The organism is Bradyrhizobium sp. HKCCYLRH1034, assembly GCF_051168375.1.
Lineage (GTDB): Bacteria > Pseudomonadota > Alphaproteobacteria > Rhizobiales > Xanthobacteraceae > Bradyrhizobium.
On record NZ_JBNPUW010000010.1, the window covers coordinates 260,721 to 281,895 of the forward strand.

The following is a 21,175-nucleotide window of genomic DNA, read 5'->3' on the forward strand; positions in this document are numbered from 1 at the left end:
CGGGTGGATGCGGATCGCGAGCGCAGTTGCACGACGAATTCGACGACATACGCTCGGTCCCCTGCCGGACGATCCGGCACTGCGACCGTTGAGGTCCCCGCTCCAGATCAATCTCTCGGGCAAGGTCGCGCTGGTCACGGGAGCGGCGGGAGAGCTCGGCCGCCCGATCGCCCGGACACTGGCGGCCTGTGGTGCAAAGGTCGCCATCCATTATCTGACGGCGCGCGCTGCTGCGGAGAGGCTGTGCGAGGAGCTGAACGAGCTCCAGCCGCAGCACGCCTGCACCATTTCGGGTGACGTTGCCGAGCTCGAGGATGTGCAGGCCATGCGCCGCGTCACCGAGGGTGTGCTCGGCCCTGTCGACATCGTCGTGAACAATGCGGTGACATGGTACGACGAACGTCCCGTCGTCGAGCAGACGCCCGACCAGTTCGACAAGGTGTTTCGCTCCTCGGTCCTGCAGGCCTGGGCGACCGCGCGGGTGTTTTCCGGCCCGATGATCGAGCGAAAATGGGGACGTCTGATTTCTCTCGGCACGGAGATGACGAGCCTGGCCTTGCCCAATCGCGCGCCCTACACGGCGGCCAAATGCGCCATGGACGGCATGCTGCGGTCCCTGGCGCGGGAGCTCGGACCGCATGGCATCACGGTCAATCAGGTCGCCCCGGGCTGGGTCGTCTCCGACAAGGACCGTCGTGACCGTGACGAGGTGGAGCCGCTCTACGAGCGGTCCGTGCCGCTCGGACGGCGCGGCTACGATCAGGACGTCGCCAACATGATCGCGTTTCTGGCCTCGGACCTCGCCGGTTTCGTGACCGGCGTTCGCGTGCCGGTGTGCGGCGGAGTCGTCATGCCGGAGGCCTGAGCACGCGCGCCTCGATGCGGCCGATTCTCGTGATGTCGATCGCGCGTCAGCGGAAGACGCGGTGACGGTGGCACCAGCGCACGAACACGTAGATCGACCATATGCGCGACCAATAGATCCCCGGCGCCCCATTGAGGAAGGCGCGCCAGAGGCGCTCCACGGCCGTGGGGTCCAGCCCCGCCGGCGCAACGGCCTGCGGGTCCCGCAGGGTCCGGTCCATTGCATCCTGCAGGCCGCGCCGAATCCAGCGATCGAGCGGCAGCACGAAGCCGCTCTTCGGCCGGTCGAACAGCGACGGATCGAGGCCACGCAGGCCGATCCGCCTGAGCATCGCCTTGCTTCGCAGCGGCGCGTAGCGCGTCGCATCGGGCAGCCGGTCGACGCTTTCGAACAGCACCTGATCGACCAGCGGCACCCGCTGCTCCAGCGAGGCCGCCATGCTCGCCACGTCATTGTCGCGCAGCAGGCGCTCGCCGAGAAACAGGCGCTGCTCCATGACGCTGATCGCCGACAGCGGAGTGCGCGCGCGCGTCTCCGCGGTGATCTTCGCTCTCATCGCGGCCGGCAGCCCATCTGTCAGCGTATCGACGAGATCAGGCGCGAGCAGCTCGCGCTGAAAACCGGGCAGGAACAGCGCATAGGCCATCTGGTAGAGCGCCAGAAGATCGTCGCCGCGTCGAACCATCTCCGGGAGCTTGGCCCAGCGTGTCTGCGGCGCCACCGTGCCGCGCGACGGCGACAGCATCTGCACGGCCAGCTTCGCCGCAGCGGCTTTGACGCCGGCCGGCACCCAGGCCGTGCGCTCCGACCATCGCTGCAGGATCGGCAGGTCGCGAAACGACGTATAGCCGCCGAACAGCTCGTCGCCGCCGGTCCCCGACAGTGCCACCGTGAAGCCTGCGCCGCGGATGGCGTGCGACATGAAGTATGAGTTCAGGCCGTCGAAGGTCGGCTGGTCCAGGCTGTCGAGCGCGGCATCGAGGTTGTCGACGAAGTGCTGCTCCGTCAGCACCACCTCGTGATGCTCGGTGCCGATGGCGGCGGCGATCTGGCGCGCGATCGGCCCCTCGTTCAGCTCCTGCTCCTCGAAAGCCAGCGTGAAGGTGTGGATCGGACCCGTAGCCGCGCGCTGCGCCAGATTGGCCATGACCGAGGAATCGATGCCGCCCGAGAGAAACACTGCGAGCGGCACGTCGCTGGCGAGATGCAGCCTCAGCCCCTCCTCGAGGATCTCGGCAAGCTGATCCTCGTCCATCGTCGGGTCCGGAGCCCGCTCCGGGATCGACCAGAAATCCTCATCGCGGATGATGTTGCCGACGCCGTCGAACGTGGTGAGATGGCCTGGAGGCAGCAGTTCGACGCCCTTCACCGCCGTGCCGGGACCGACCACGAAGCCGTTCCAGACGCCGCTGGCGACGGCCTGCGGATCGAGCTGGGCTCTCCCCAGAAGGCCGGATGCCAGGAGAGCACGCAGCTCGGATGCGAAGGCCACCGACCAGCCCGCGTCGGGTTTCGACGCGCGGGCGACGTACAGCGGCTTGATGCCGAGGGGATCGCGCGCCAGCAGCAGCCGGCGCTCCTTCGGATCCCAGCAGGCGAACGCGAACATGCCGCGCAACCATGCCACCGCCTCCGGCCCATGCAGGCCGAGCGCGCGCAGCATCACCGCCGTATCGCCGGTCGAGCTGAACTGCTGGCCGCCGGCGACGAGGCGCTGCCGCAGGTCGGCAAAATTGTAGATCTCGCCGTTGAAGACGATGACATGCCCGGTGACCGGATCGGTCATCGGCTGCACACCGGCGGGCGACAGATCGAGGATCGCGAGCCGGCGGTGCGCCAGCAGCGCGCCCCAGCCACGCTCGTCCGCGGGCGAGGTCCAGACTCCCCCGGCATCCGGACCGCGATGGAGCATGGCATCGTTCATCCGCTGCAGCGCTGCGCGGTTGTGGTCGTCAACCCGTCCGATGATCCCAGCGATGCCACACATCAGAACATTCCGTTTGAGACGCGCGACGTCAAAATGACCGACGACACGGAACGGCCTCGCGCGCGAGATCGCGTGCGACCAGACCTCGGGCATCGCAGGACCATCTCGGCCCTCAAATGGAAGCAGCCGTTCCGGACGACCAGGACGCCGGCGCTGGCGCCGCAGCCGGCAGCGGACCGTAGGTCCGCGCCAGGCATTGTTCGTAGTCGAGCGGCGGCGTCCAGCCAAGCGTCTCCCTCAGCTTGCGGTTGTCGAAGCGCAGCGGCTTGAGCATCGCGTCGAACTTCTTGGGCGTCAGGATCGCCGGCACTTTGGTCGCCCGCCTGAACACGGTCGCAAACGCCAGCCGTACGATGCTGCTGGCGAGCCAATGCGGGATGGGCAACCGGAGGCCGCGCTCGCCGGTGCCGCGCATGTAGTCCGACAGATAAGTCCAGACCCGCTCGCCGGGACCGTCGACGATGTTCAGCGTCTGGCCGATCGCCCGCGAATCCGTCGCCGCCAGCGCGAAGACGTCGGCGCAGTTCTCGACATGGGTCATGGGGATGCGGGTCAGCGGCCCGATGACGACGTGGTGGCGTCCGATCTGCTGGCCGAGCGCGGCGAGATAGCCGTGGCCGCGTCCCCAGATGAAGCCGGGACGCAGCACGGTGAGATCCCAGCCGTTCTTCTCGACGTAGCGGCGCGTCACCCGCTCCTGCCACCATTTGGCGACGGTGTAGCCGCCACGGGTGTAGACGTCGGGCGTCTGCTGCAGCGGCGCGCTTTCGTCGAGGATGTCGCGGGTCGCCGTGTAGTCGTAGACCGAGAAGCTGCTGCACAGCACGAGCCTGCGACAGGCGCTGCCCGCCATCGCCTCGAGCAGCCGCTCGGTGCCGCCTACCGTGCCGGCGAACTGCGCGTCCTCGCCGCCGGCGACCACGGCCGCCAGATGGATCAGCACATCCACATTCTCGAACGCGCGAACAAGGTCGCGCGAGGTGCGCAGGTCGGCCCTGACGATGTCGACCGACGACGGCCAGCCAAGTGCGTCAACGCGCGTCGCCGGACGCACCATGGCGCGAACCTCGATGCCGCGGGCCAGCAGCGCATCGACGACATGCCGGCCGAGAAACCCGTTGGCGCCAGTGACCAGGGCTTTCATATCGCCAGCTTCCTCATGTCCGCCTGCTCCGTCGGCTTCATCGCTTCGACCATCCGATTGACGGCCAGGACGTCCTCGATCGTGATCGGCAAGGCCGTTCCCGAGCCTAGCGCCTGATAGGTGCGCGCCAGGCACTCCCACAGCCCCTCATAGGCACCTGGGCCCTTGAACTTGCGCAGCAAGGTCGAAAGCGCCGCGCGGCGGATGTCGCGGCCCTCCTCCAGTCCGCTGAAGAACGGGCGCAGCGGCTTCGGCACGTTGCGCGGGCCATCGAAGGTCAACCGCGCTTCGAACAGATTGGCGGTCGCCTGCATCCGCTCGCCATAGACCCGCAGCCAGAACGCATCGGGCTGCGCGCTCGCGCTGAAGCCGAGCGTCGCCGTGCCGCGCTCGGCCTCGACCACACAGCGAAACTCGTCGAACGGCAGCGGAGAGGTCTTGCGCTTGCTCCAGACCGTCTCCGCCTTGCGGTGTGGGCCGACGAAGGCATGCGACAGCGAGGCGAGATGCGGCAGGAAGTCGGCGATCGCACCGCCCGCCAATTTGAGCGCCGGATGCGGCGAATTCGGATCGGCAAAGCCGTCGGGGCCGAGGATGTCGAGGCAGATCAGCACGTCGACATGGGTCACGGCACCGAACTCGCCGGTCCCGATGCGACGCAGTATCTCCTGCGGCGCCCGGTTGAAGACGTAGTTGTAGTCCTCGACGACATGGCGGCCGGTCTGCTTGGCGCGCAAGGTCAGGGTCTGCAGCTCGTCGAAGGTCGAGGTCGCGGGCTTCTCGACGATCACATGCGCGCCGGCCTCGAGCGCGTCCATCGCGAGCCGAAAATGCGAGGTCGGTGGCGTCGTCACGTGCACCACATCGGGCCGCACCGTCTGCAGCATCGTGCGATGATCGGTGAACCAGGACGGGATCGCGTAACGCTCGGCCGCGGCCTCCGCCGTTGCCGGCGACAGGTCGCAGATGCCGGCCAGTTGAACGCCCGGCAAGGTGTTGAGGCAGGCGAGATGCTGGCGGGCGATCTGCCCTGCCCCGATGAGCACGGCCTTCATCACGAACGGGTCTCCAGGATCTCGCAATAGAAGTCTTCGAGCGCCTGTGCGGCCGCGCTCCAGGCATATTTCTCGACCGCGACCTGCCGCGCCGCGCCGCCGATCCGCACCGCAAGATCGGGCTCGGCGAGCAGCCCGTTGACCGCATCTGCAAAGGCGTCGGGCTCGTCTGCGATGAGGATGTCGCGTCCGGGCATCGCCTCGATGCCCTCGGCACCCAGGCTGGTCGAGACGATCGCCTTGCCCATCGCCATGGCCTCGACGATCTTCAGCCGCGTGCCGCCACCGAGCCGCAGCGGGACGATCACCGCCGCTGCCGCGGCGAGGTGCGGCCGCAGGTCCGGCACGAAGCCGGTCAGTTCGATCCGCGGCCCGGCCAGCGCCGTCAACGCCGGCGGCGGCCGGCCGCCGATGATCTTGCAGCGCGCATCCGGGTGCCGGGCGGCGATACGAGGCCAGATGTCGTGCACGAAATGCGTGACCGCATCGATGTTGGGCACCGTCGACAGCAAGCCGAAATAGACCAGCGTACGGCCGTCGGGCGCGGGGTCGGTGCTGCGCGGCTGATAGAACTCGACATCGGCGGCGTTGGGGATGACCGCAGTGCGGGCGTTCGGAATGTCGTCATGCAGACGCTTCTCGTCGTCCGCGCTGCAGAGATAGACGCCATCGGCTTCGCGATAGGCCGCGATCTCCTCGCGGCGCAGCTTGCGCCAGTTCGCACCGGCGTAGAGACGACGGCCCAGGCTCGCGCCCGTGGCGGCGAACTGCCGCGCCAGATCGTAGGCGATCTCATGCGAGTCGATGATCAGCCGCGGCGGCGGCGCGCCGGCCGGCGCCTGACGGAACAGGCAGTGGCCCAGATAGGGAAATTCGAGATTGACGACGTCGAACCGCGTGGTCCGCAGCACCCGATCCAGCACCCGCTGCAATTCCGGCAGGGCCACGCGCAGCCGGTCGAAGCTCCGCACCGAGACCAGCGAGCGCAGTTGCAGCAGCCGCTTCGCAAGACCGTCGCGGCCGTAAGGGTTCGGCACCAGCACCACGTCGCGGCAATAGGCCTGCATGGCCCGCCGGCACTCCTCGATGTCGAAGGCGTCATCGACCATCATCACCGCCGTGAGGTCGTGGCGGCGCGCGAGCTGGGTCATCAGCCCGTGCATGCGCGCCTGTGCCCCGAACCGCGGCGGGCTCGCCGGCATGTGCGAGACGCTGAGGATGCTGAGCCGCCGGCGATCGGCGAAACCGTACGCGGACCATTCGGGGTCGCGCTGCGCCGACGGCGCAGGCTCCGCCTCCATCACATCCAAGCCTGGGTGGTTGTCGCTGGTCATGACCATTTAAAACATTTAAATCACGGGATATTTTATATGTGGCATTTAACGATTGCGATAGTTAATCGCGGCACGAGGGCGGGGTTCCGGGCTCCTTTCGCTCCCTCTCAACGCTTGCCGATGAAGTCCCGGACGATCGTACCTGCGATCCTGAGCGGCTCGCGGACTCGGAACACGCCGACAACGATCGCGAGATAGAGACAGCCGCAGAAGCAGCCGGACAGGATCATGCGCACGAGCGCGGGATAGGCTCCGAGAAACGTCGCTTGCAGCCACCAGCCGGTCGCTGCGGTTGCGACGGCGCCGATGGTCTGCGCTCCGACGGCCCGGACCACGAGCTCGGCACCGATCCCGATCGGACGTCCGGCATACATCACCGACGGCAAAGCGATCAGCGAGTATCCGGCCACGACGCCCCAGGCCACGCCGACCGGACCAAACGGCAGCCCGGCCAGCACCGCGACGACCTGCGCGACCAGAGAGATGATGCCCCAGGTCTGCCAGCGGTCCGCCCTCCCGAGCGACAGATGCAGCCAGCCCTGCGAGCCCTCGACGACGTGCGAAATGCCGCGCAGCGCGATGATGCTGAGCAGCGCTCCCGCAGCCTGCCACTTCTGCCCCAACAGCACGACGGTGAGGTCCTCCGCCGTGACGGAGAGGATCGCCGCCGCCGGCATCAGGAAGAAGGCCAGGATCGACAGTGCCGCCTCATACTTCTGCCGAAGCGCGGCCGGATTTGCCTGGAACTTGCTCAGCGCCGAGCTTCCCACCGCATGCGTCTGATTGAGCGCCGCATAGATCGAGTTGTCGTACAGGTTCATCGCATTCTGGTAGTACCCGACCTGATCGGGCCGGTAGAGCAGACCGAGCGCGATCCGGTCCACCGCCCGCGACAACGTATAGGCCACCGTGAATCCGACGACGTGGAGGCCAAAACGCACCATCGATCGCACCTCGGCGTCGAACACCGGCGCGCTGGGCCGCCAACGGCAGGCCGACCACGCGGCGACCACGACGCAAATCGATGTCACGACGGGGCGAATGACCAGCGCCCAATAGCCGTAGCCCTCGAACGCCATGGCGACGGCGGCAACCGTCCCTGCCAGCGTGCCGAACAGCTGGATCCGGCCGATGCGGCCGAACTGCAGCGTGCGCCGGAGCAGCGCCATGTGCTGGTTGGTCAGCCCGGACAGCACGAAGGTGATCGCGACGCAGAGCGCGATCGGCTCCAGTCGCGGATCACCGTAGATCCAGGCAATCAGTGGGCTGGATGCCGCGACGACGATCGCCACCGCAACGCCGATGCCGGTGCTGACCCAGAACAGACCGCTGACCTGGGCCGGAGTGATCCTGCTGCGCTGGGCGGTGGCATCGAGCAGGCCGAAGTCGATCAGCAGCGGCGCGAAGCTCGTCAGCACGGTGACGATGGCGACGAGCCCGAAATCCTCTGGCGCAAGCAGCCGGGCCAGAACGATGGCCGCTCCGATCTGAAGCACGGAATTGCCGTATTGGATGACGATGGAAATCAGGCCGCCGCGCAGCGCGCGGCGTCCGAGATCGCTCGACTCCCGATGTTCCTCGAAATAGGCGGCGACGGCTTCTGACATCTCCGTTCAATCGCTTTCAATCATCGTAACCAACCTTCCGATTCCCAGTCACGGGCCAAACAGATCCGTCCAGGGCCATGAAAATCCGACCATCGAAAATGCAGCCGGTATAGAATCGTTCGCGGCCGAGATCGGAGGCCGCGGGGAGCGATGACGTCTCCTTGTGGCGGAGAAAAGGATTGAAACGTCACTGCGCCAACAATACCGGCTTGCGATTTAACTCCTGCTCGCGCGTGATCGCCGGACCGGCCGCCATCGCGGCCAGCCTCTTCAGCCGATCCTTGCGGGCAGCGAGGCCCGGCATCGGCTGCAGACCCGTGGCCTCCAGGATCGTCTCCCACCGATACACCCAGTCATGCCGCATCAACGTCTGGACCATGCCGGTTCGCCGCATCCGGTCCTGGCGGACCGGATCGTCGTCCAGTTCCCTGATGACCCGGTCGATGTCGGGCGATGTATGCGGCACGTCGATCATCACCTCGGGCCAATCGAACAGCCGCGGAAACAGCTCGTTGTCGGGACGCTCGCCGAGCATGATGGCTCCCGCCGCCGCGCCCTCGAAATACCGATAGCCGAACTCGACCTGCCGCCCGGTCTCCTGCGGCTCGTCGAACTTGCCGGGATTGACCAGAAAATACCTGCTCCTCTTGGCGAGGTTTGCCATCTGCGTCCGGTGCTCCCGGAGATCGATGGCCTGGCTGCCGCCGATCGTGTCGTGGAGATAGAACAGGCCGCTGTCCCGCGCCATCGCGAGCAGTGATTGGTGCGTGACACGGGAGCGGCGTCCCATGCTAAAGACGTCGATGACCCTTGCGGGCGGATCGGGATAGGGACAAAACCGGATCGCATCGATGGCGAGCGGAAGATGCGCGCATGCCTTGCCGATCTCCTCGCTGAGCGGCTTCACCGTACTGATCTGGAACGGCATCACGACGTCGAACTTGGCGAGGATCTTCAGGAAATGCCGGTGCTTGGCGATCTCCTTCACCCAGAGCTCATCCAGCAGACACACCGAGGTCCTGCACGCGCCTCTCAGATCCTCGATCGCATCGAACATGATCAGGTCCTGCGGGAATCCGCAGATCGCGAACAGAACGTCGTATTGCTGTTGCGGCTCGATCCGCGCCAGCCCGGGATTCAACAGCACGGGCGCGTGGTAGCCCAGCCGGGTGGCGAAGCTCGCCCGTCGGCTCGACGGGTCGAGCACGGGCGCAAACATCTCGGCTGAATCGACCTCGCAGATGATGTCCTCGAACTCGACGTGAGGACCGCGATTGAGGGCTTTGCCGAAGATGTTTCGAAGTGAGAAGACGGCGATGCGGGGCTTGCCCGGCTGCGAACTCATGACGCCTCACTCTGGTGTTGTTGGATCACTTGCACGGTGCTGTGCGGAGAAGGCGGCGACGTCACGACGATGAAACCGGCGTTTGGATGAGACCCGCGTCCAGCGCGATCCGTGCGGCGGCATCGATGCGCGCGAACGGAACGTCGGCCCGGACCGCCATGTCGAGCAGGCTGTGCTTGCCATCCGCAAGGTTGAGGACCCACAGGAGGTCCATCTGCGTCGCACCGCCTGCCTCGCGCTGGCCGGCAATCGCGCGATACAGGCCGCGCCGTCCCAGTTGCGGCTCCCCTCGCCCATCGACGCGCTCATAGATGCAGTCGCGATCGAGCAGATCCAGCACCTCCTCGATGACCGCGTAGGATTGGTCGAGACAGTCCGGCTTGACGAAATTCAGATTGTCGGCCGAGGTGTGATATTCGGGGAACGTGCCGTGCACGCCGCGCATCAGGCACCCGACCGGCAGATCGAATCCCGGTGAGCAGAACTGCCGCTCGTCGTATCCATAGGGACTGAATGGCAGAATCTCATGCGGATGGCCGGCGTGCTTCAGGACATGGGCGACGGCGCGATCGATGCTCGCTCCGCTCCGGCTCTGCTTGTAGTGAAATCCACTGGGATCGCCGAGACAGGTGAGGACGAGGCCGTGTTCGACATGGCCGAGATTCCGCTCGTTGCGGTCGAGCCATGCGAGCGCGCCGATCGTTGCCGGCAGGAACAGAAATCGGTACCCGAGCCGGCGGGTCCGCTGCGCCTGCCGCATCGCCAGCGCCGTCATGACGGCAATCCCTGAGAGATTGTCGTTGGCGAGACTCGGGTGACAGATGTGACAGGTGATCAGGACTTCCTTGTCCGTCTGTCCAGGGACGAAGAATTCGCCATAGGTCAACGATCCCTGCGAGAGCTCGCTCTCGATCTCGACGCGGTAGCTGTCCTCCGTCATTTCCCGCCACAGACGGTCCGGCAGGCAGAAGCCCCAATCGTCGGCATAGTAGCCGGTCCGGTATGGAATGAGATCAGGCTGATCCGGCAAGCTATGGACGTGCTTGGCAAGCTCAGCACGGCTGAGCACTGCCTGGACCGGCTTGCTGTAGCCCATCACGTGCAGATTGTTGTCGGCGAAGTCGACGAGAACGCGGCCCGACAGGGTCGAGATCGTCGCGCGACGAATGTTCCACTCCGCCGGCACGTGCCAGTCCAGGACGGGCGTCCCGGAGGGTACCTCGTGAATCGTAAGACCCACATGACGCGCGACAATGCCGAGCGTCTGCCGGACACCCGCCCCTGTGAGGCTGCGATTGATCGGAAACAGCTCAGCGACCAGATCGTGGAGATCGATCGCCGGCATTCTCGGACCAGCCGTGGATTTGAGGATGTCCAACATGGCGCGTCGACCCTACATCATCGTTCAGGCCGACGCCTGCGCGGCATGGGCTGGGAGATCGCCGGCCGGCAGCGGCACGATCGTCGGCTGGTAGACCAGATACTCCGCGGGAGCTTCCACCTGATCGTATGGCGCGACGACCTCCTCAGGCAGCCGTGCAAGATCGGTCACCCGCAGGAAGTCGCGCAGGCTCGTGCCCGTCGACTCCGAATCGACGTTGATGGCGCCGCGCCGGCCGCTGACGTCGGCAAAATGCACGGTGCGGAAATCGATGCTGAACCGCGTCACGCCCGAGGTGTTCGGCACCGACGAATGCAGATGCGCTCCGGAGAAGATCGTGACGCCGCCGCTCGGCGCGATCACCCGGATCTGCGGATCCAGTGCAATCTCCTGCTCCGGCTTCGGCTGCACCCGTGTATCAGTCTTGATGTGCCGCGCCGCCGATGCGCGTGAGGTCCGGTTCCACTCGTAATAGTTATAGTTTCTGGAGCCGTTCTTGATCGCTTCGTCGAAATAGCGCGGGTGGAATGCAAGGCCGTTGTCCGGCGCAATGTCATACACCGGCAGCCACCAATTGAGCTGGCACGGCGGCGCCGAGTACCAGGTGTCGCGATGAGGGTGGAATGCGAATGCGATCCCGGTGGTGAGATAGTCGTCGCTCGTTGCCGACCGCAGCCGCGGCACGTCGAAATAGGTCAGCTCGGGGTCGCAGCCAAGCTCGCGGAGCGCTCCCTGCACCAGCTCCTTCGACCGGGCGTGATGAATGAAGAATGGCTTCAGCCTGACGAGAATCTCGACGTAGCGCTCGACAGGAAGCTCGAATTGCGCCGTCCGCGGATCGTAAGGATGAAACGCCTCCTCGATCAGCTCCCTGGCGAACGCCACCAGCGCATCGAGCGAAGGCGTCGGCGAGTACAGGAACAGCGCACCCTCGTACAGTTTCTGGCGCCGCTCGTCATCGGGCATGATGGCATCAACGAAGATGTTCGTCATTCCGTGATCCTCCTCGACAAATCGTCAGAACCTTCGAGGCGATCGGGCCGCTCCGGAGCCGCCAGATTCCTCCCCCAAGACACCTCGCTGCCGCCATGCTGCTTCACCACAGCCCCCGTTCGGCAAGCGAGGGCCAGGCAGCATCCTTGGCCGACAACACCGTCACCGGCTGCGGCCATCGGATGCCGATCATCGGATCGTCGTGCCGGAAACCGTCCGAGAGCTCCTCGACATAATCCTCGCCCATCAGATACTCGACCGTCACGTCGTCGGTCAGCGTCTGGAATCCATGGGCAAAGCCCGCGGGGACGTAGAGCATCCGCGCTGTCGAGGGACCGAGCTCACAGGCATAGACCTCGCCGCGCGTCGCAGACTCCGGCCTAATGTCGACGATGACGTCGTGGATCAAGCCGGCGCTGCAGCGGACGATCTTGGCGTCAGGCTTCGGCGCACGCTGGAAATGCATTCCGCGGACGGTGCCGCGGCGTCGGGTCACCGAGCTGTTGCCCTGCACCGGGACAAACGCGATGCCCTGCTCCGCAAAGGTCTTCGCGCACCAGGTTCGCGTGAAGCTGCCGCGCTCGTCGGAGCGAACGGTCAGCTCGATCAGCCGCGCATCCGAACGTCCCAGCTGGACAAACCTCATGGCTCAAAACTCTTCGCGCAATCGTGCGGCAATGCCTTGCTCTACTCCTCGATGGTGGCCTTGGGGACCGGCACGATGAAGCGGCCGCCCCAATCGCGAATGGCCGCCATCTGCGCCTTGATCTCGCTCTTGATGTTCCACGGCAGGATCAGGACGTAGTCGGGCCTGGCTTCGAAGATCGCTTCCGGCGGCAGGATCGGAATGCGCACGCCCGGCATGTAGCGGCCCTGCTTGGACGGGGCGCGATCGACCGTGAAGTCGAGAAAATCGGTGCGGATCCCGCAATAATTGAGCAGCGTCACGCCCTTCGCCGGGGCTCCGTAACCGACGATCTTCTTGTTGTCGCGCTTCAGCGCCGTCAGCAGCTCGAGCAGCGCCCGCTTCGTCTCTTTGACCTGCTCGTTCCAGGCCATGTAGATCGCGTCGTCATGCAGCCCATAGGCCCGCTCTCGTGCCAGAACATCGGCGACGTTCGGGCTCTCCGCATGAGCGGCGCCCGCGTGGCAGACGAAGAACCGGATCGAGCCGCCATGCGTTTCCGGGAGCTCGACGTCGAACACCCGCAAGCCCGCTTGGGCGAAGATGCGCAGGCCCGCGATCAGCGACAGATAGGAGAAATGCTCGTGATAGATGGTGTCGAACTGATGCCGCTGCATCAAGGTCAGCAGGTGCTGAACCTCGAAGGTCGCGACGCCCTCGGGGGCCAGCAGGATTTTGACGCCGCCGACGAAGTCGTTGATGTCGGGAACATGTGCGAGCACGTTGTTGGCCGTGAGGAGATCGGCCGACCAGCCCTCCTCCCGGAGGCGGGCCGCATAGTCGCGGCCGAAGAACTCGACCCGGGTCTCGATGCCCTTGGCGCGCGCGGCCAGCGCAACGCTTTCGCAGGGTTCGACGCCGAGGCAGTCGATCCCCTTCTGGAGGGAGTATTGCAGCAGATACCCGTCATTTGACGCGATCTCGACATGCCGCGAGGCCGGACCGAGCTTGAAGCGATCGGCCATGGCTTCGACGTAGCACCGCGCGTGCTCGAGCCACGAGGTGGAGTGCGAGGAGAAATAGGCATAGTCGGCGCGGAAGATCTCGGACGCGGCCAGGAGGTCGCGTGTCTGCGCCAGACGGCACTCGCGGCAGACGAAGGTCTCCAGCGGATAGAACGGCTCCGCGCGCATATAGTTGGCCGGATCGATGTAGTCGTTCGCAACCGGCGAGGCGCCGAGGTCGATCAGCTTGAGGGTCAGGTCGTCGCCGCAGTGCCGGCACTTGGGCGCGACGCCGACGGCGGTGGGAAGGGTCAGTTCCATGATGTCTCCGTCACTACTGTCTTTGCCGGCTGAGGCGAAGCGTCCGCCCCGGCGCGATCACGTCCATTGCAACCTGTCGTTGATCCTGGCCGTCTCCATGTGGTCCTGCAGGACCTTGAGACGGATCAGATCGGACGAGCGAAACTCGGCATCCTTGAACTGCATTCTCTTGAGACCATCGACCAGGTTCTGGATCGACTGGTCCAGGGTGACCTGCGGCTGATGATCGGGGGCGAGGGAGCGGTACAGGCCGAAATCGACCTTGTAGGAGCGGCTGTCCACCGGCGCGGAGGTGTTGATCGACACGCTGGTCCCCGGCACGCGCGCAGCCACCGCGTTGGCGAGATCCTTGACCTGGTAGTTGCGGTCGTCCGAGCCGGCATTGACGGTGAGGAAACGGCCGCCCGTCGCCGCCGGCCTGTCGATGGCCCAGTCGATCGCCCGCGCCATGTCGGCGACGTCGATCAGAGGACGCCACGGGGTGCCGTCGGAGAGCACGCTGATCTGGCGACGGGTGAGCGCGCAGGCCACGAAATCGTTGAGGACGAGGTCGAGCCGCAGCCGATCCGACATGCCGCAGGCCGTCGCAAAGCGCAGACAGGTGATGGTCATGCCGGTGTCGATCGCGGCGAGCTCCTGCTCCGATCCGATCTTCGACTTGGCGTAGGCCGTGATGGGATTGAGCGGATCGCTCTCCTTGCGCGGCGGTCCGTCGGCGATGCCGTAGACGCTGCAGCTCGACGCGAACACGAAATTCTTCACGCCGGCCGCCGCAGCCCTCCTGGCGAGCGATACGGTGGCATTCTGGTTGACGTCGAGCGTCACATCCTGGAAGCGATTGCCCATCGGATCGTTGGAGATCGCCGCCAACTGGACCACGGCGTCATAACCGCGGAGGTCGAGCGACATGTCGCGGACGTCGCCATGGATCTGCTCGTCGAGACATCGCTCCGGAACAACCGGCGCTCCGGTCAGGCAGTGCGCGAAATAGGCGTTGTCGAAGCCGTGCAGCGTCGCATCCGGGCGCTGCGCCCGCAGATGCCGCGCGACGACCGGACCCACATAGCCCATGTTTCCGGTGATCAGTACCTTCAAAATCGCACCCTCTATGCCACAAGCCAAAACAAGAATTTAAATCATCCTGTAGTGGATTATAATTTAATATTCTAGCCAGCGTCCAGTGAATCCGTCGGCAAGCGACGCCGCCCGCCGATTTCTCCGGCACGGCGCACAAAACTCCGGGAAAACCCGTGTATTTACCCCGACCCGCCTGATGTTGCGATCATCCGGCCGGCGCGGCATCAGGCCCCTCTTGATTTAATTAATTCGCTCAATTAAATAATGCCGCAAAAGGAACAAATGTTGATCGCAGACCTCGGCAGCTTTAATTCGATCCCTGCAAATGAGGCGTCCCGCGCGGGATGCCCCGCCCGCCTCGATGACGCATTGATTGAAGCATTGAAAGACAGAGCATGACACTATCCGCCGGCGACTGGGTCGAAGTGCGCAGCAAGGAAGAGATCCTGGCGACGCTCGATGCCAACGGGCGCCTCGAAGGGTTGCCGTTCATGCCGCAGATGTTCAAATGGTGCGGCCAGCGCTTCCAGGTCTACAAGCGCGCCCACAAGACCTGCGACACGGTCACCGGATACAACACCGGAGAGTGGCTCGGACGGCGCCTCCCCAACGCGGTGCATCTCGAGCATCGCTGCGACGGCGAGGCCTATGGCGGCTGCCAGGCGGCCTGCCTGATCTTCTGGAAGGAGGCGTGGCTCACCCCGGTCGATCCGGCCAAACCAGCGTCGGCCGGCCCGGATCGCGCGGCTCCCCTTCCGCCGCCCGGCGGCTGCACGGTGCGCGCGGTGTGGGATGCGACCAAGTCGCCGGACCAGCAGCCGGGAAAGGGCCCGCGCTACGCCTGCCAGGCGACCGAGCTGCCGACCTACACCCAGCCGCTCAAATGGTGGGACGCCCGGCAATACGCCGAGGACATCGCGTCCGGCAATGTCTCGCTCGCGAAGATGTTCCGGGGCTTCCTCTACTTCGCCTATGTCGGCGCCACCATGGCGCGTCGTCCCCGGCTCGGCCGGCCCGCGCGCTGGATCTACGACCGCGTCCAGTCGCTGTGGGGCGGCGTACCGTTTCCGCGCAAGCGCGGCGATCTCCTGACGGACAAGGACGCGCCGATCGCCGATCTCGGGCTGCAGCCCGGTGATCTTGTCCGCGTGCGCCCGCACCAGGACATCCTGGCCACCATCGACAAACAGACCAACAACCGCGGCATGGGCTTCGACGCCGAGATGGTGCCCTATTGCGGCAAGGTGTTCCGGGTGCGAACGCGGGTCGAGAAGTTCATCGACGAACGCACCGGCTACATCCGGCGGATGAAGACGCCGGCCGTCATCCTCGACGGCGTCTATTGCCAGTCGCGCTACAGCGAGAACCGGTTGTTCTGCCCACGCGGCATCTATGCGTGGTGGCGCGAGGTCTGGCTGGAGAAGGTGCCGGCCACCGCAATCGAGCGCCCGCCGGCAGAGGAGATCGTCGAACTTCCCCGACGGGCGGCCGGCTGACCGCCGGGCGCAGCGACGCATCGCGGTCAAGCGCCGATCATCTCCTCGCCGATCGGATATCGATGCGCCCTTCGCGGCGAGCGCCTTCGGCCGCCGTTCACCCCAGTGACAGCTTGCGCGCGACGAATGCCTCGGCATAGCGCTCGGCGGCGCGGCATTCCATGCCCCGCAGTCGCGCCAGTCCCATGAACGTTTCCGGGTCGAACCATTGCTTGGAGCGCTGGCTGCCGAAATGCGCCATCAGCAGCGCGACCTTCCGCTTCATGATCCGCTCGGAGACGGGCATGTAGACATTGGGCCGTCCGAGATCGCCATCCCATTTCGGAATCTCGTACTCCAGGACGAGATGATCGCGGAACGTGTTCCAGACCAGGCGGTTGACCTGCCGATGGTCCTGATGGGCGTCGTCGCGGCGGTGGGCGAGGATGACGTCGGGATTGATGCGGCCCTTGAGCTGCTCGAACCAGGCCTTGATCTCCTCGCCCTGCTCGGGGAAGAAGCCGTCGCGGAACTGCATGATCTCGAGATTGCGGCCGGCGGCCTCGGCGAGGAAATCGTCGGCAGACGCCCGCGCCTCGACGCCGCGCTCGCCATTGCCGCTGAGCACGCACCAATGAACATCCAGGCGGATGCCCTGGTCGAGCCAGGACAGCAGCGTGCCTCCGGCGCCGATCTCGATGTCGTCGGAATGCGCACCGAGGCACAGGACCGACAGCCGGTCGCCGCGACCGGCGAGCTGCAGCGCCCTCATCCGTTCACCACAGCCGGAAGGCTGGAGCCGAGATGCCAAGGCGTGTCGCCGCGCTCGATCATCTCCTCGAGCACCTGGCGGTCGCGGAGCGTGTCCATGGCCCGCCAGAACCCTTCGTAGCGGTAGGCCATCAGCTCGCCGCGGTCGATCAGCCGCTTGAACGGCTGTACGACCAGCTCATCCCCCTCCTCGATATAGTCGAAGATCTCCTTGCGGAAGATGAAGTAGCCGCCGTTGATCCAGATGTTGGAATCATTGCTCGCCGCCATGCGGCCCACGGTGCCGTCGGCGTCGAATTCGGCGAGGTGGAAGCTGATCGGCGGATGGATGGCGATGAAGCAGCCGATCTTCCCGCTGCGCTTGAAACGATCGATCATCTCCGGCAGCGGCGCGTCCGTCAGGCCGTCGCTGTAGTTGGCGAGAAAGATCTCCTCGCCCTCGACCATGTGCCGGACGGCCCGCAGTCGCTGGCCGATGTTGCGCCAGATGCCGGTGTCCACCAGCGAGACCCGCCAATCCGGTGGGCGATCGCCCAGCAGCTCGACCTTCCTGCCGAACTGCGAGATCGTACAGTCGGTGGTGGACGCCTGATTGTAGTTCAGGAAATACTCCTTCACCACATTGGCCTTGTAGCCCAGGCACAGAACGAAATCCCGGTGCCCGTACTGGCTGTAATACTGCATGACATGCCAGAGGATCGGCTGATGGCCGATCGGGATCATCGGCTTCGGAATGCTGTCGGAGTATTCCCGGATCCGCGTCCCGAGTCCTCCACAGAACAATACGACCTTCATGGCGCGACGTCCTTCGGGTTCTCGATCGTTGAAATGAGCATCATTATCTTCCAATCTCGCCGGCCGGCCTCGGAGACGGCTCGCCGTGCCCTCGTTTCGCCCTCCCGACTGCGCGAGGAAAACCTCCCCTGCATTCGGTCTGCTGCGGACGTCACCCGCGTCGCGGGCGCCCGGCTCCGGATTAATAATCCAATTATATTTATTTTTAAATGCCGTTCTTGGCGTCCGGCATTGAAATATCCGCCGCACGAACATTAATCCGCCACACCGGCATTTGCCGGGACCGCCTGGAGGGCGCGCGCTCCGCATCGTTTCCGCGCTTCAAGAACCGCCATTCCGGTGTCATCGGCCTCGTCGCGGTATCGGGAGATGATCCGCGGTATCGGGAGATAATCCGGCGGCGCGAATAAATCCCAATGGCAATTTTTAACTGTTTAAATTAAATACCAAAACATATAATGACGGCTAACCGCTATTTAACCGAGTTTCGAACACCGACATCCCATGCATTACGTGGATCAGCCCGAGACTCTCGACCGAAACGGAATGCCGACCGTCCTCGTGGAACGGCAATTCCAAGGGCGCAAATGGCCCGTCCACTACGACTCGGTGGAGCCCTTCGCGATCGTGGCGGACATCGCAACGATCACCATGTCGAGCGTCCTGTCCGGGTTTCTGTATCACCTGCAGGATGCGGCGGGCGCCAACGACGTCAGTAAATCGCTCGGCCTGGCGATCCTCGTGTCGGCACTGTTCGTCTCGCTGATGAAGATCCGCGGGATGTACCGGCCGGCCGAGCTGCTGATCCTGCCGCGCCAGATCCGCGCGGCCTGCCTGACCTGGGTCACGGCGTTCCTCGTGTTGGCCGGCGCGCTGTTCGCGCTCAAGATCGGGAGCGAATTCTCACGCGGCAGCAGCATCGTATTCGCGATGCTCGGGCTCGTGGCGCTGATCCTGCATCGCCGGACCACCGCCTATCTGCTGGCAAAGGGGCTGGCGGAGAGACGGTTTTCGGGCCGCAACATCGTTCTGATCACCGATGAAGCCAGCAAGGACAACCCTGGACTGACCCAGGTGCTCACCGACACCGGCTTTCGCGTCCAGCGACACTTCCTGCTTCCCGAGCCCGACGCGGATCCGGATCAGCGACAGCGGATCGTCTCCAGCGTGATCGACTATGTGCGCGGCTCCGACATCGAAGAGATCGTCGTCGGCGCCAATCCCGAACCCTTGTCCGACCTGCGCACGCTCGGCGCCGAGCTGAGAGTCCTGCCGTTTCCAGTGAGTTTCGTGCCGCTCGGAACGGCGTCGGACCTCTTCAAGCGGCCGTGCCGCGAGCTCGGCAATGCGGTCTGCATCGAGCTGCAGCGCGGCCTGCTGAGCCCGCTCGAACACGCCACCAAGCGGCTCATGGATGTCATGCTGGCGGGCATCGCGCTGGCATTGATGTCGCCGCTGCTGCTGCTGGTGGCGATCGCCATCAAGCTCGACTCGGCCGGGCCAGTGCTGTTCCGGCAGCAGCGCTGTGGATTCAACGGCCGATCTTTTCAGATCTACAAGTTTCGCACGATGTCCGTTCTCGAGGACGGGCCTTCGATCGTCCAGGCCCAGATCGGCGACAGCCGGTTCACCCGGCTCGGGACCTGGCTGCGCCGGACCAGCATCGATGAGCTGCCGCAGCTGCTCAACGTCCTGGACGGCAGCATGTCCCTGGTCGGTCCCCGCCCCCACGCATTGGCGCACGACAACGAATTCGACAAGCTCGTGCGCAACTACGCGTTCCGTCGCCGCGTCAAGCCCGGACTGACCGGCTGGGCGCAGGTGCATGGCTGCCGCGGCCCGACGCCCACGCGTGCGTCGATCGAACAGCGCGTCGAATTCGATCTCTGGTACATCGACAATTGGAGCCTGTCGCTCGACATCGCGATCCTGCTGAGGACGCCGATCGAGCTGATCCGCGGCAACAATGCCTATTAGGCGCATTCGCAACGGATGATGATCGCGAGCCCATCGGCGGAGCCGTGCGGGCAGATCGGACCGATTTCAGGGTTTTGGCCGGCGGATCGCAACATGGGCGTCAGACCGCTCACATGTCGCTCCCCAATGCAGACAGGGCGAATCAGGCGCCGCATCGACGCGGCACGTCGCTCAAACTAGGAACGGGCCTGACTGAAGCTACCTCGATCAGGCGCGCTGACGGCGACTTTTCGAAGCGGCAGCCCCATTGATCGCAAACTCCTCGATCCGATGCCCGGTCTTGATCGCCGCCACCAGCCAACGCGGCTGCTTGCCTCGGCCGGACCAAGTCTCGGAGGTCTGCGGATTGCGATACTTCGGCAGCACGCGGGGATATTTGCGCCGCGCCTTGCCGCTCGTGGTGTAGGACTGCCCACCCTCGCTGCCGGCACCTTCGATGGCACCGCGGCTGCGGTTGAGAACCGCCAGTCGACGTTCGAGCTCGCGCTTCTCCGACGTGATCCTCACGGCGAGGATCTGACTGATCTGCTCGTGGAGAGACCAGAGGTCATCGAAGGACATCGCCTCGAAATCGATCTTCTTGGTGGACATACAGCGACCTTTGTCTGTGATCTCTATCCTGCCGGATTAACGTCATATAATTCGGTATTTCGTTCCGCAAGTGGCTCGTGGTCGGAAAAACTGAATATTTGAGTTATACCACCCCGGCCAAGCCAAATGGTTGTAACTCAAATAAAGTGCAACCTGCAACCCCGTTTCCGAAACGATGTCGCGCCGCCTTCGAGATTGCGGCAGCATTCGTCTGCACGCCGGAAGAAGCCGCCGAATCAACACGATTCTGCGACGAATTCGCAGCATATTACGGCAAGACCGCGTCAAAGTGACGTAGTTTCGATGATCGAACTTGCGCGTATTTGATAGCTGATATTCTCCCCACGCCATGGTTTTCAAAGCTGCCGCGGCGGACTTACAACCTATTCGAGCGAGCACCCTGATAACCCGGACCGAGATATTTTTGCATGCGCACAAAATGTCGCGAGCGAGTTTAATTGAGCACGCCATCGTGAATATGCCGCAAAGCCGCCGACATTGTTCCGGCGAATCAAACGCCTTCCCCAAATATTGAACCCTTCAGGAGCGTTCGCGCGAATCAGACTCGCTCACGTCGCGCCGACAGCATCCGGGGGGCGCGCGGCGTCAGACGGGTACACCATCGGCAGCGGAACTAACTGCCGCTGCGATCGGCCGTGAGGTTGAGGACGGCTGCGGACACCCGGCGGCCGATCCCGGCACCCGTTGTCCAAAGTCATCGCTCGTGGGGGCTACGTCAGAGGCCCGTGCGCCAGGTGAAGCGGCAGCATCGCATGGTTCGCCGCGATATGGTTTCCGGCCCGTCTCGGAGCGCCGTCTTGCGGGACA

General features: G+C 64.7%; 17 protein-coding genes. 3 read left to right on the forward strand and 14 right to left on the reverse strand.

All coding sequences use genetic code 11. The annotated features are described in order from the left end of the window. Positions 1-88: 88 nt before the first annotated feature. On the forward strand, positions 89-865 hold the full coding sequence (locus ACQR0W_RS24030; RefSeq protein WP_316170937.1) for an SDR family NAD(P)-dependent oxidoreductase: 777 nt from the start codon (positions 89-91) through the stop codon (positions 863-865). Between the two features lie 46 nt (positions 866-911). Here the strand turns inward: ACQR0W_RS24030 and asnB are convergent, their stop codons facing one another. The 11 genes from asnB to ACQR0W_RS24085 all read right to left on the reverse strand — a co-directional run bounded on the left by asnB (position 912) and on the right by ACQR0W_RS24085 (position 14,756). Next, positions 912-2,852, reverse strand: a complete 1,941-nt coding sequence (asnB, locus tag ACQR0W_RS24035) for an asparagine synthase (glutamine-hydrolyzing) (protein WP_316170938.1) — start codon at positions 2,850-2,852, stop codon at positions 912-914. A 112-nt stretch (positions 2,853-2,964) separates the two neighbouring features. After that, a complete protein-coding gene (locus tag ACQR0W_RS24040; RefSeq protein ID WP_315752500.1) occupies positions 2,965-3,996 on the reverse strand; it encodes an NAD-dependent epimerase/dehydratase family protein in 1,032 nt (343 codons plus the stop codon). Continuing rightward, the gene (locus tag ACQR0W_RS24045) at positions 3,993-5,051 is read right to left on the reverse strand and encodes a Gfo/Idh/MocA family protein (protein ID WP_316170940.1); all 1,059 of its coding nucleotides are present in this window, start codon (positions 5,049-5,051) and stop codon (positions 3,993-3,995) included. The genes ACQR0W_RS24040 and ACQR0W_RS24045 overlap by 4 nt, the downstream gene beginning before the upstream one ends. After that, entirely contained in the window at positions 5,051-6,385 is a 1,335-nt protein-coding gene (locus ACQR0W_RS24050; RefSeq protein WP_316164862.1) for a glycosyltransferase family 4 protein, read from the reverse strand. Before ACQR0W_RS24050 ends, ACQR0W_RS24045 begins: the two co-directional genes overlap by 1 nt. 107 nt (positions 6,386-6,492) lie before the next feature. Then, positions 6,493-7,992: a lipopolysaccharide biosynthesis protein gene (locus ACQR0W_RS24055; protein ID WP_315752497.1), complete on the reverse strand. Its 1,500-nt coding sequence runs from the start codon at positions 7,990-7,992 to the stop codon at positions 6,493-6,495. A 187-nt stretch (positions 7,993-8,179) separates the two neighbouring features. Continuing rightward, positions 8,180-9,337, reverse strand: coding sequence for a glycosyltransferase (locus ACQR0W_RS24060; protein WP_316164861.1), 1,158 nt, complete (start codon positions 9,335-9,337; stop codon positions 8,180-8,182). 61 nt (positions 9,338-9,398) lie between these two features. Beyond that, positions 9,399-10,718 carry a DUF4910 domain-containing protein gene (locus tag ACQR0W_RS24065; RefSeq protein ID WP_316164860.1) on the reverse strand — a complete coding sequence of 440 codons (1,320 nt, stop codon included), beginning with the start codon at positions 10,716-10,718 and terminating at the stop codon, positions 9,399-9,401. A gap of 24 nt (positions 10,719-10,742) precedes the next feature. Then, on the reverse strand, positions 10,743-11,711 hold the full coding sequence (locus tag ACQR0W_RS24070) for a phytanoyl-CoA dioxygenase family protein (RefSeq protein ID WP_316170942.1): 969 nt from the start codon (positions 11,709-11,711) through the stop codon (positions 10,743-10,745). 103 nt (positions 11,712-11,814) lie between these two features. Continuing rightward, positions 11,815-12,357 (reverse strand): dTDP-4-dehydrorhamnose 3,5-epimerase family protein, encoded by a 543-nt coding sequence (locus ACQR0W_RS24075; protein WP_315752493.1) that lies wholly within the window; start codon positions 12,355-12,357, stop codon positions 11,815-11,817. 41 nt (positions 12,358-12,398) lie between these two features. Beyond that, on the reverse strand, positions 12,399-13,661 hold the full coding sequence (locus ACQR0W_RS24080) for a class I SAM-dependent methyltransferase (RefSeq protein WP_315752492.1): 1,263 nt from the start codon (positions 13,659-13,661) through the stop codon (positions 12,399-12,401). Between the two features lie 57 nt (positions 13,662-13,718). Next, the gene (locus ACQR0W_RS24085) at positions 13,719-14,756 is read right to left on the reverse strand and encodes an NAD-dependent epimerase/dehydratase family protein (protein ID WP_315717391.1); all 1,038 of its coding nucleotides are present in this window, start codon (positions 14,754-14,756) and stop codon (positions 13,719-13,721) included. A 377-nt stretch (positions 14,757-15,133) separates the two neighbouring features. Between ACQR0W_RS24085 and ACQR0W_RS24090 the strand changes: the two genes are divergently transcribed. After that, positions 15,134-16,234 (forward strand): hypothetical protein, encoded by a 1,101-nt coding sequence (locus ACQR0W_RS24090; protein WP_315717390.1) that lies wholly within the window; start codon positions 15,134-15,136, stop codon positions 16,232-16,234. Positions 16,235-16,331: 97 nt separating this feature from the next. Here the strand turns inward: ACQR0W_RS24090 and ACQR0W_RS24095 are convergent, their stop codons facing one another. Both ACQR0W_RS24095 and ACQR0W_RS24100 read right to left on the reverse strand, forming a co-directional pair. Beyond that, positions 16,332-16,985 (reverse strand): PIG-L deacetylase family protein, encoded by a 654-nt coding sequence (locus ACQR0W_RS24095; protein WP_315717389.1) that lies wholly within the window; start codon positions 16,983-16,985, stop codon positions 16,332-16,334. Next, the gene (locus ACQR0W_RS24100) at positions 16,982-17,779 is read right to left on the reverse strand and encodes a glucose-1-phosphate cytidylyltransferase (protein ID WP_315717387.1); all 798 of its coding nucleotides are present in this window, start codon (positions 17,777-17,779) and stop codon (positions 16,982-16,984) included. Before ACQR0W_RS24100 ends, ACQR0W_RS24095 begins: the two co-directional genes overlap by 4 nt. A 504-nt stretch (positions 17,780-18,283) precedes the next feature. Between ACQR0W_RS24100 and ACQR0W_RS24105 the strand changes: the two genes are divergently transcribed. Continuing rightward, positions 18,284-19,756 (forward strand): undecaprenyl-phosphate glucose phosphotransferase, encoded by a 1,473-nt coding sequence (locus ACQR0W_RS24105; protein WP_315752488.1) that lies wholly within the window; start codon positions 18,284-18,286, stop codon positions 19,754-19,756. Between the two features lie 207 nt (positions 19,757-19,963). On the opposite strand, the gene ACQR0W_RS24110 is transcribed toward ACQR0W_RS24105, so the two are convergent. Further along, the gene (locus ACQR0W_RS24110) at positions 19,964-20,347 is read right to left on the reverse strand and encodes an H-NS histone family protein (RefSeq protein WP_316170943.1); all 384 of its coding nucleotides are present in this window, start codon (positions 20,345-20,347) and stop codon (positions 19,964-19,966) included. Between the last annotated feature and the right edge of the window lie 828 nt (positions 20,348-21,175).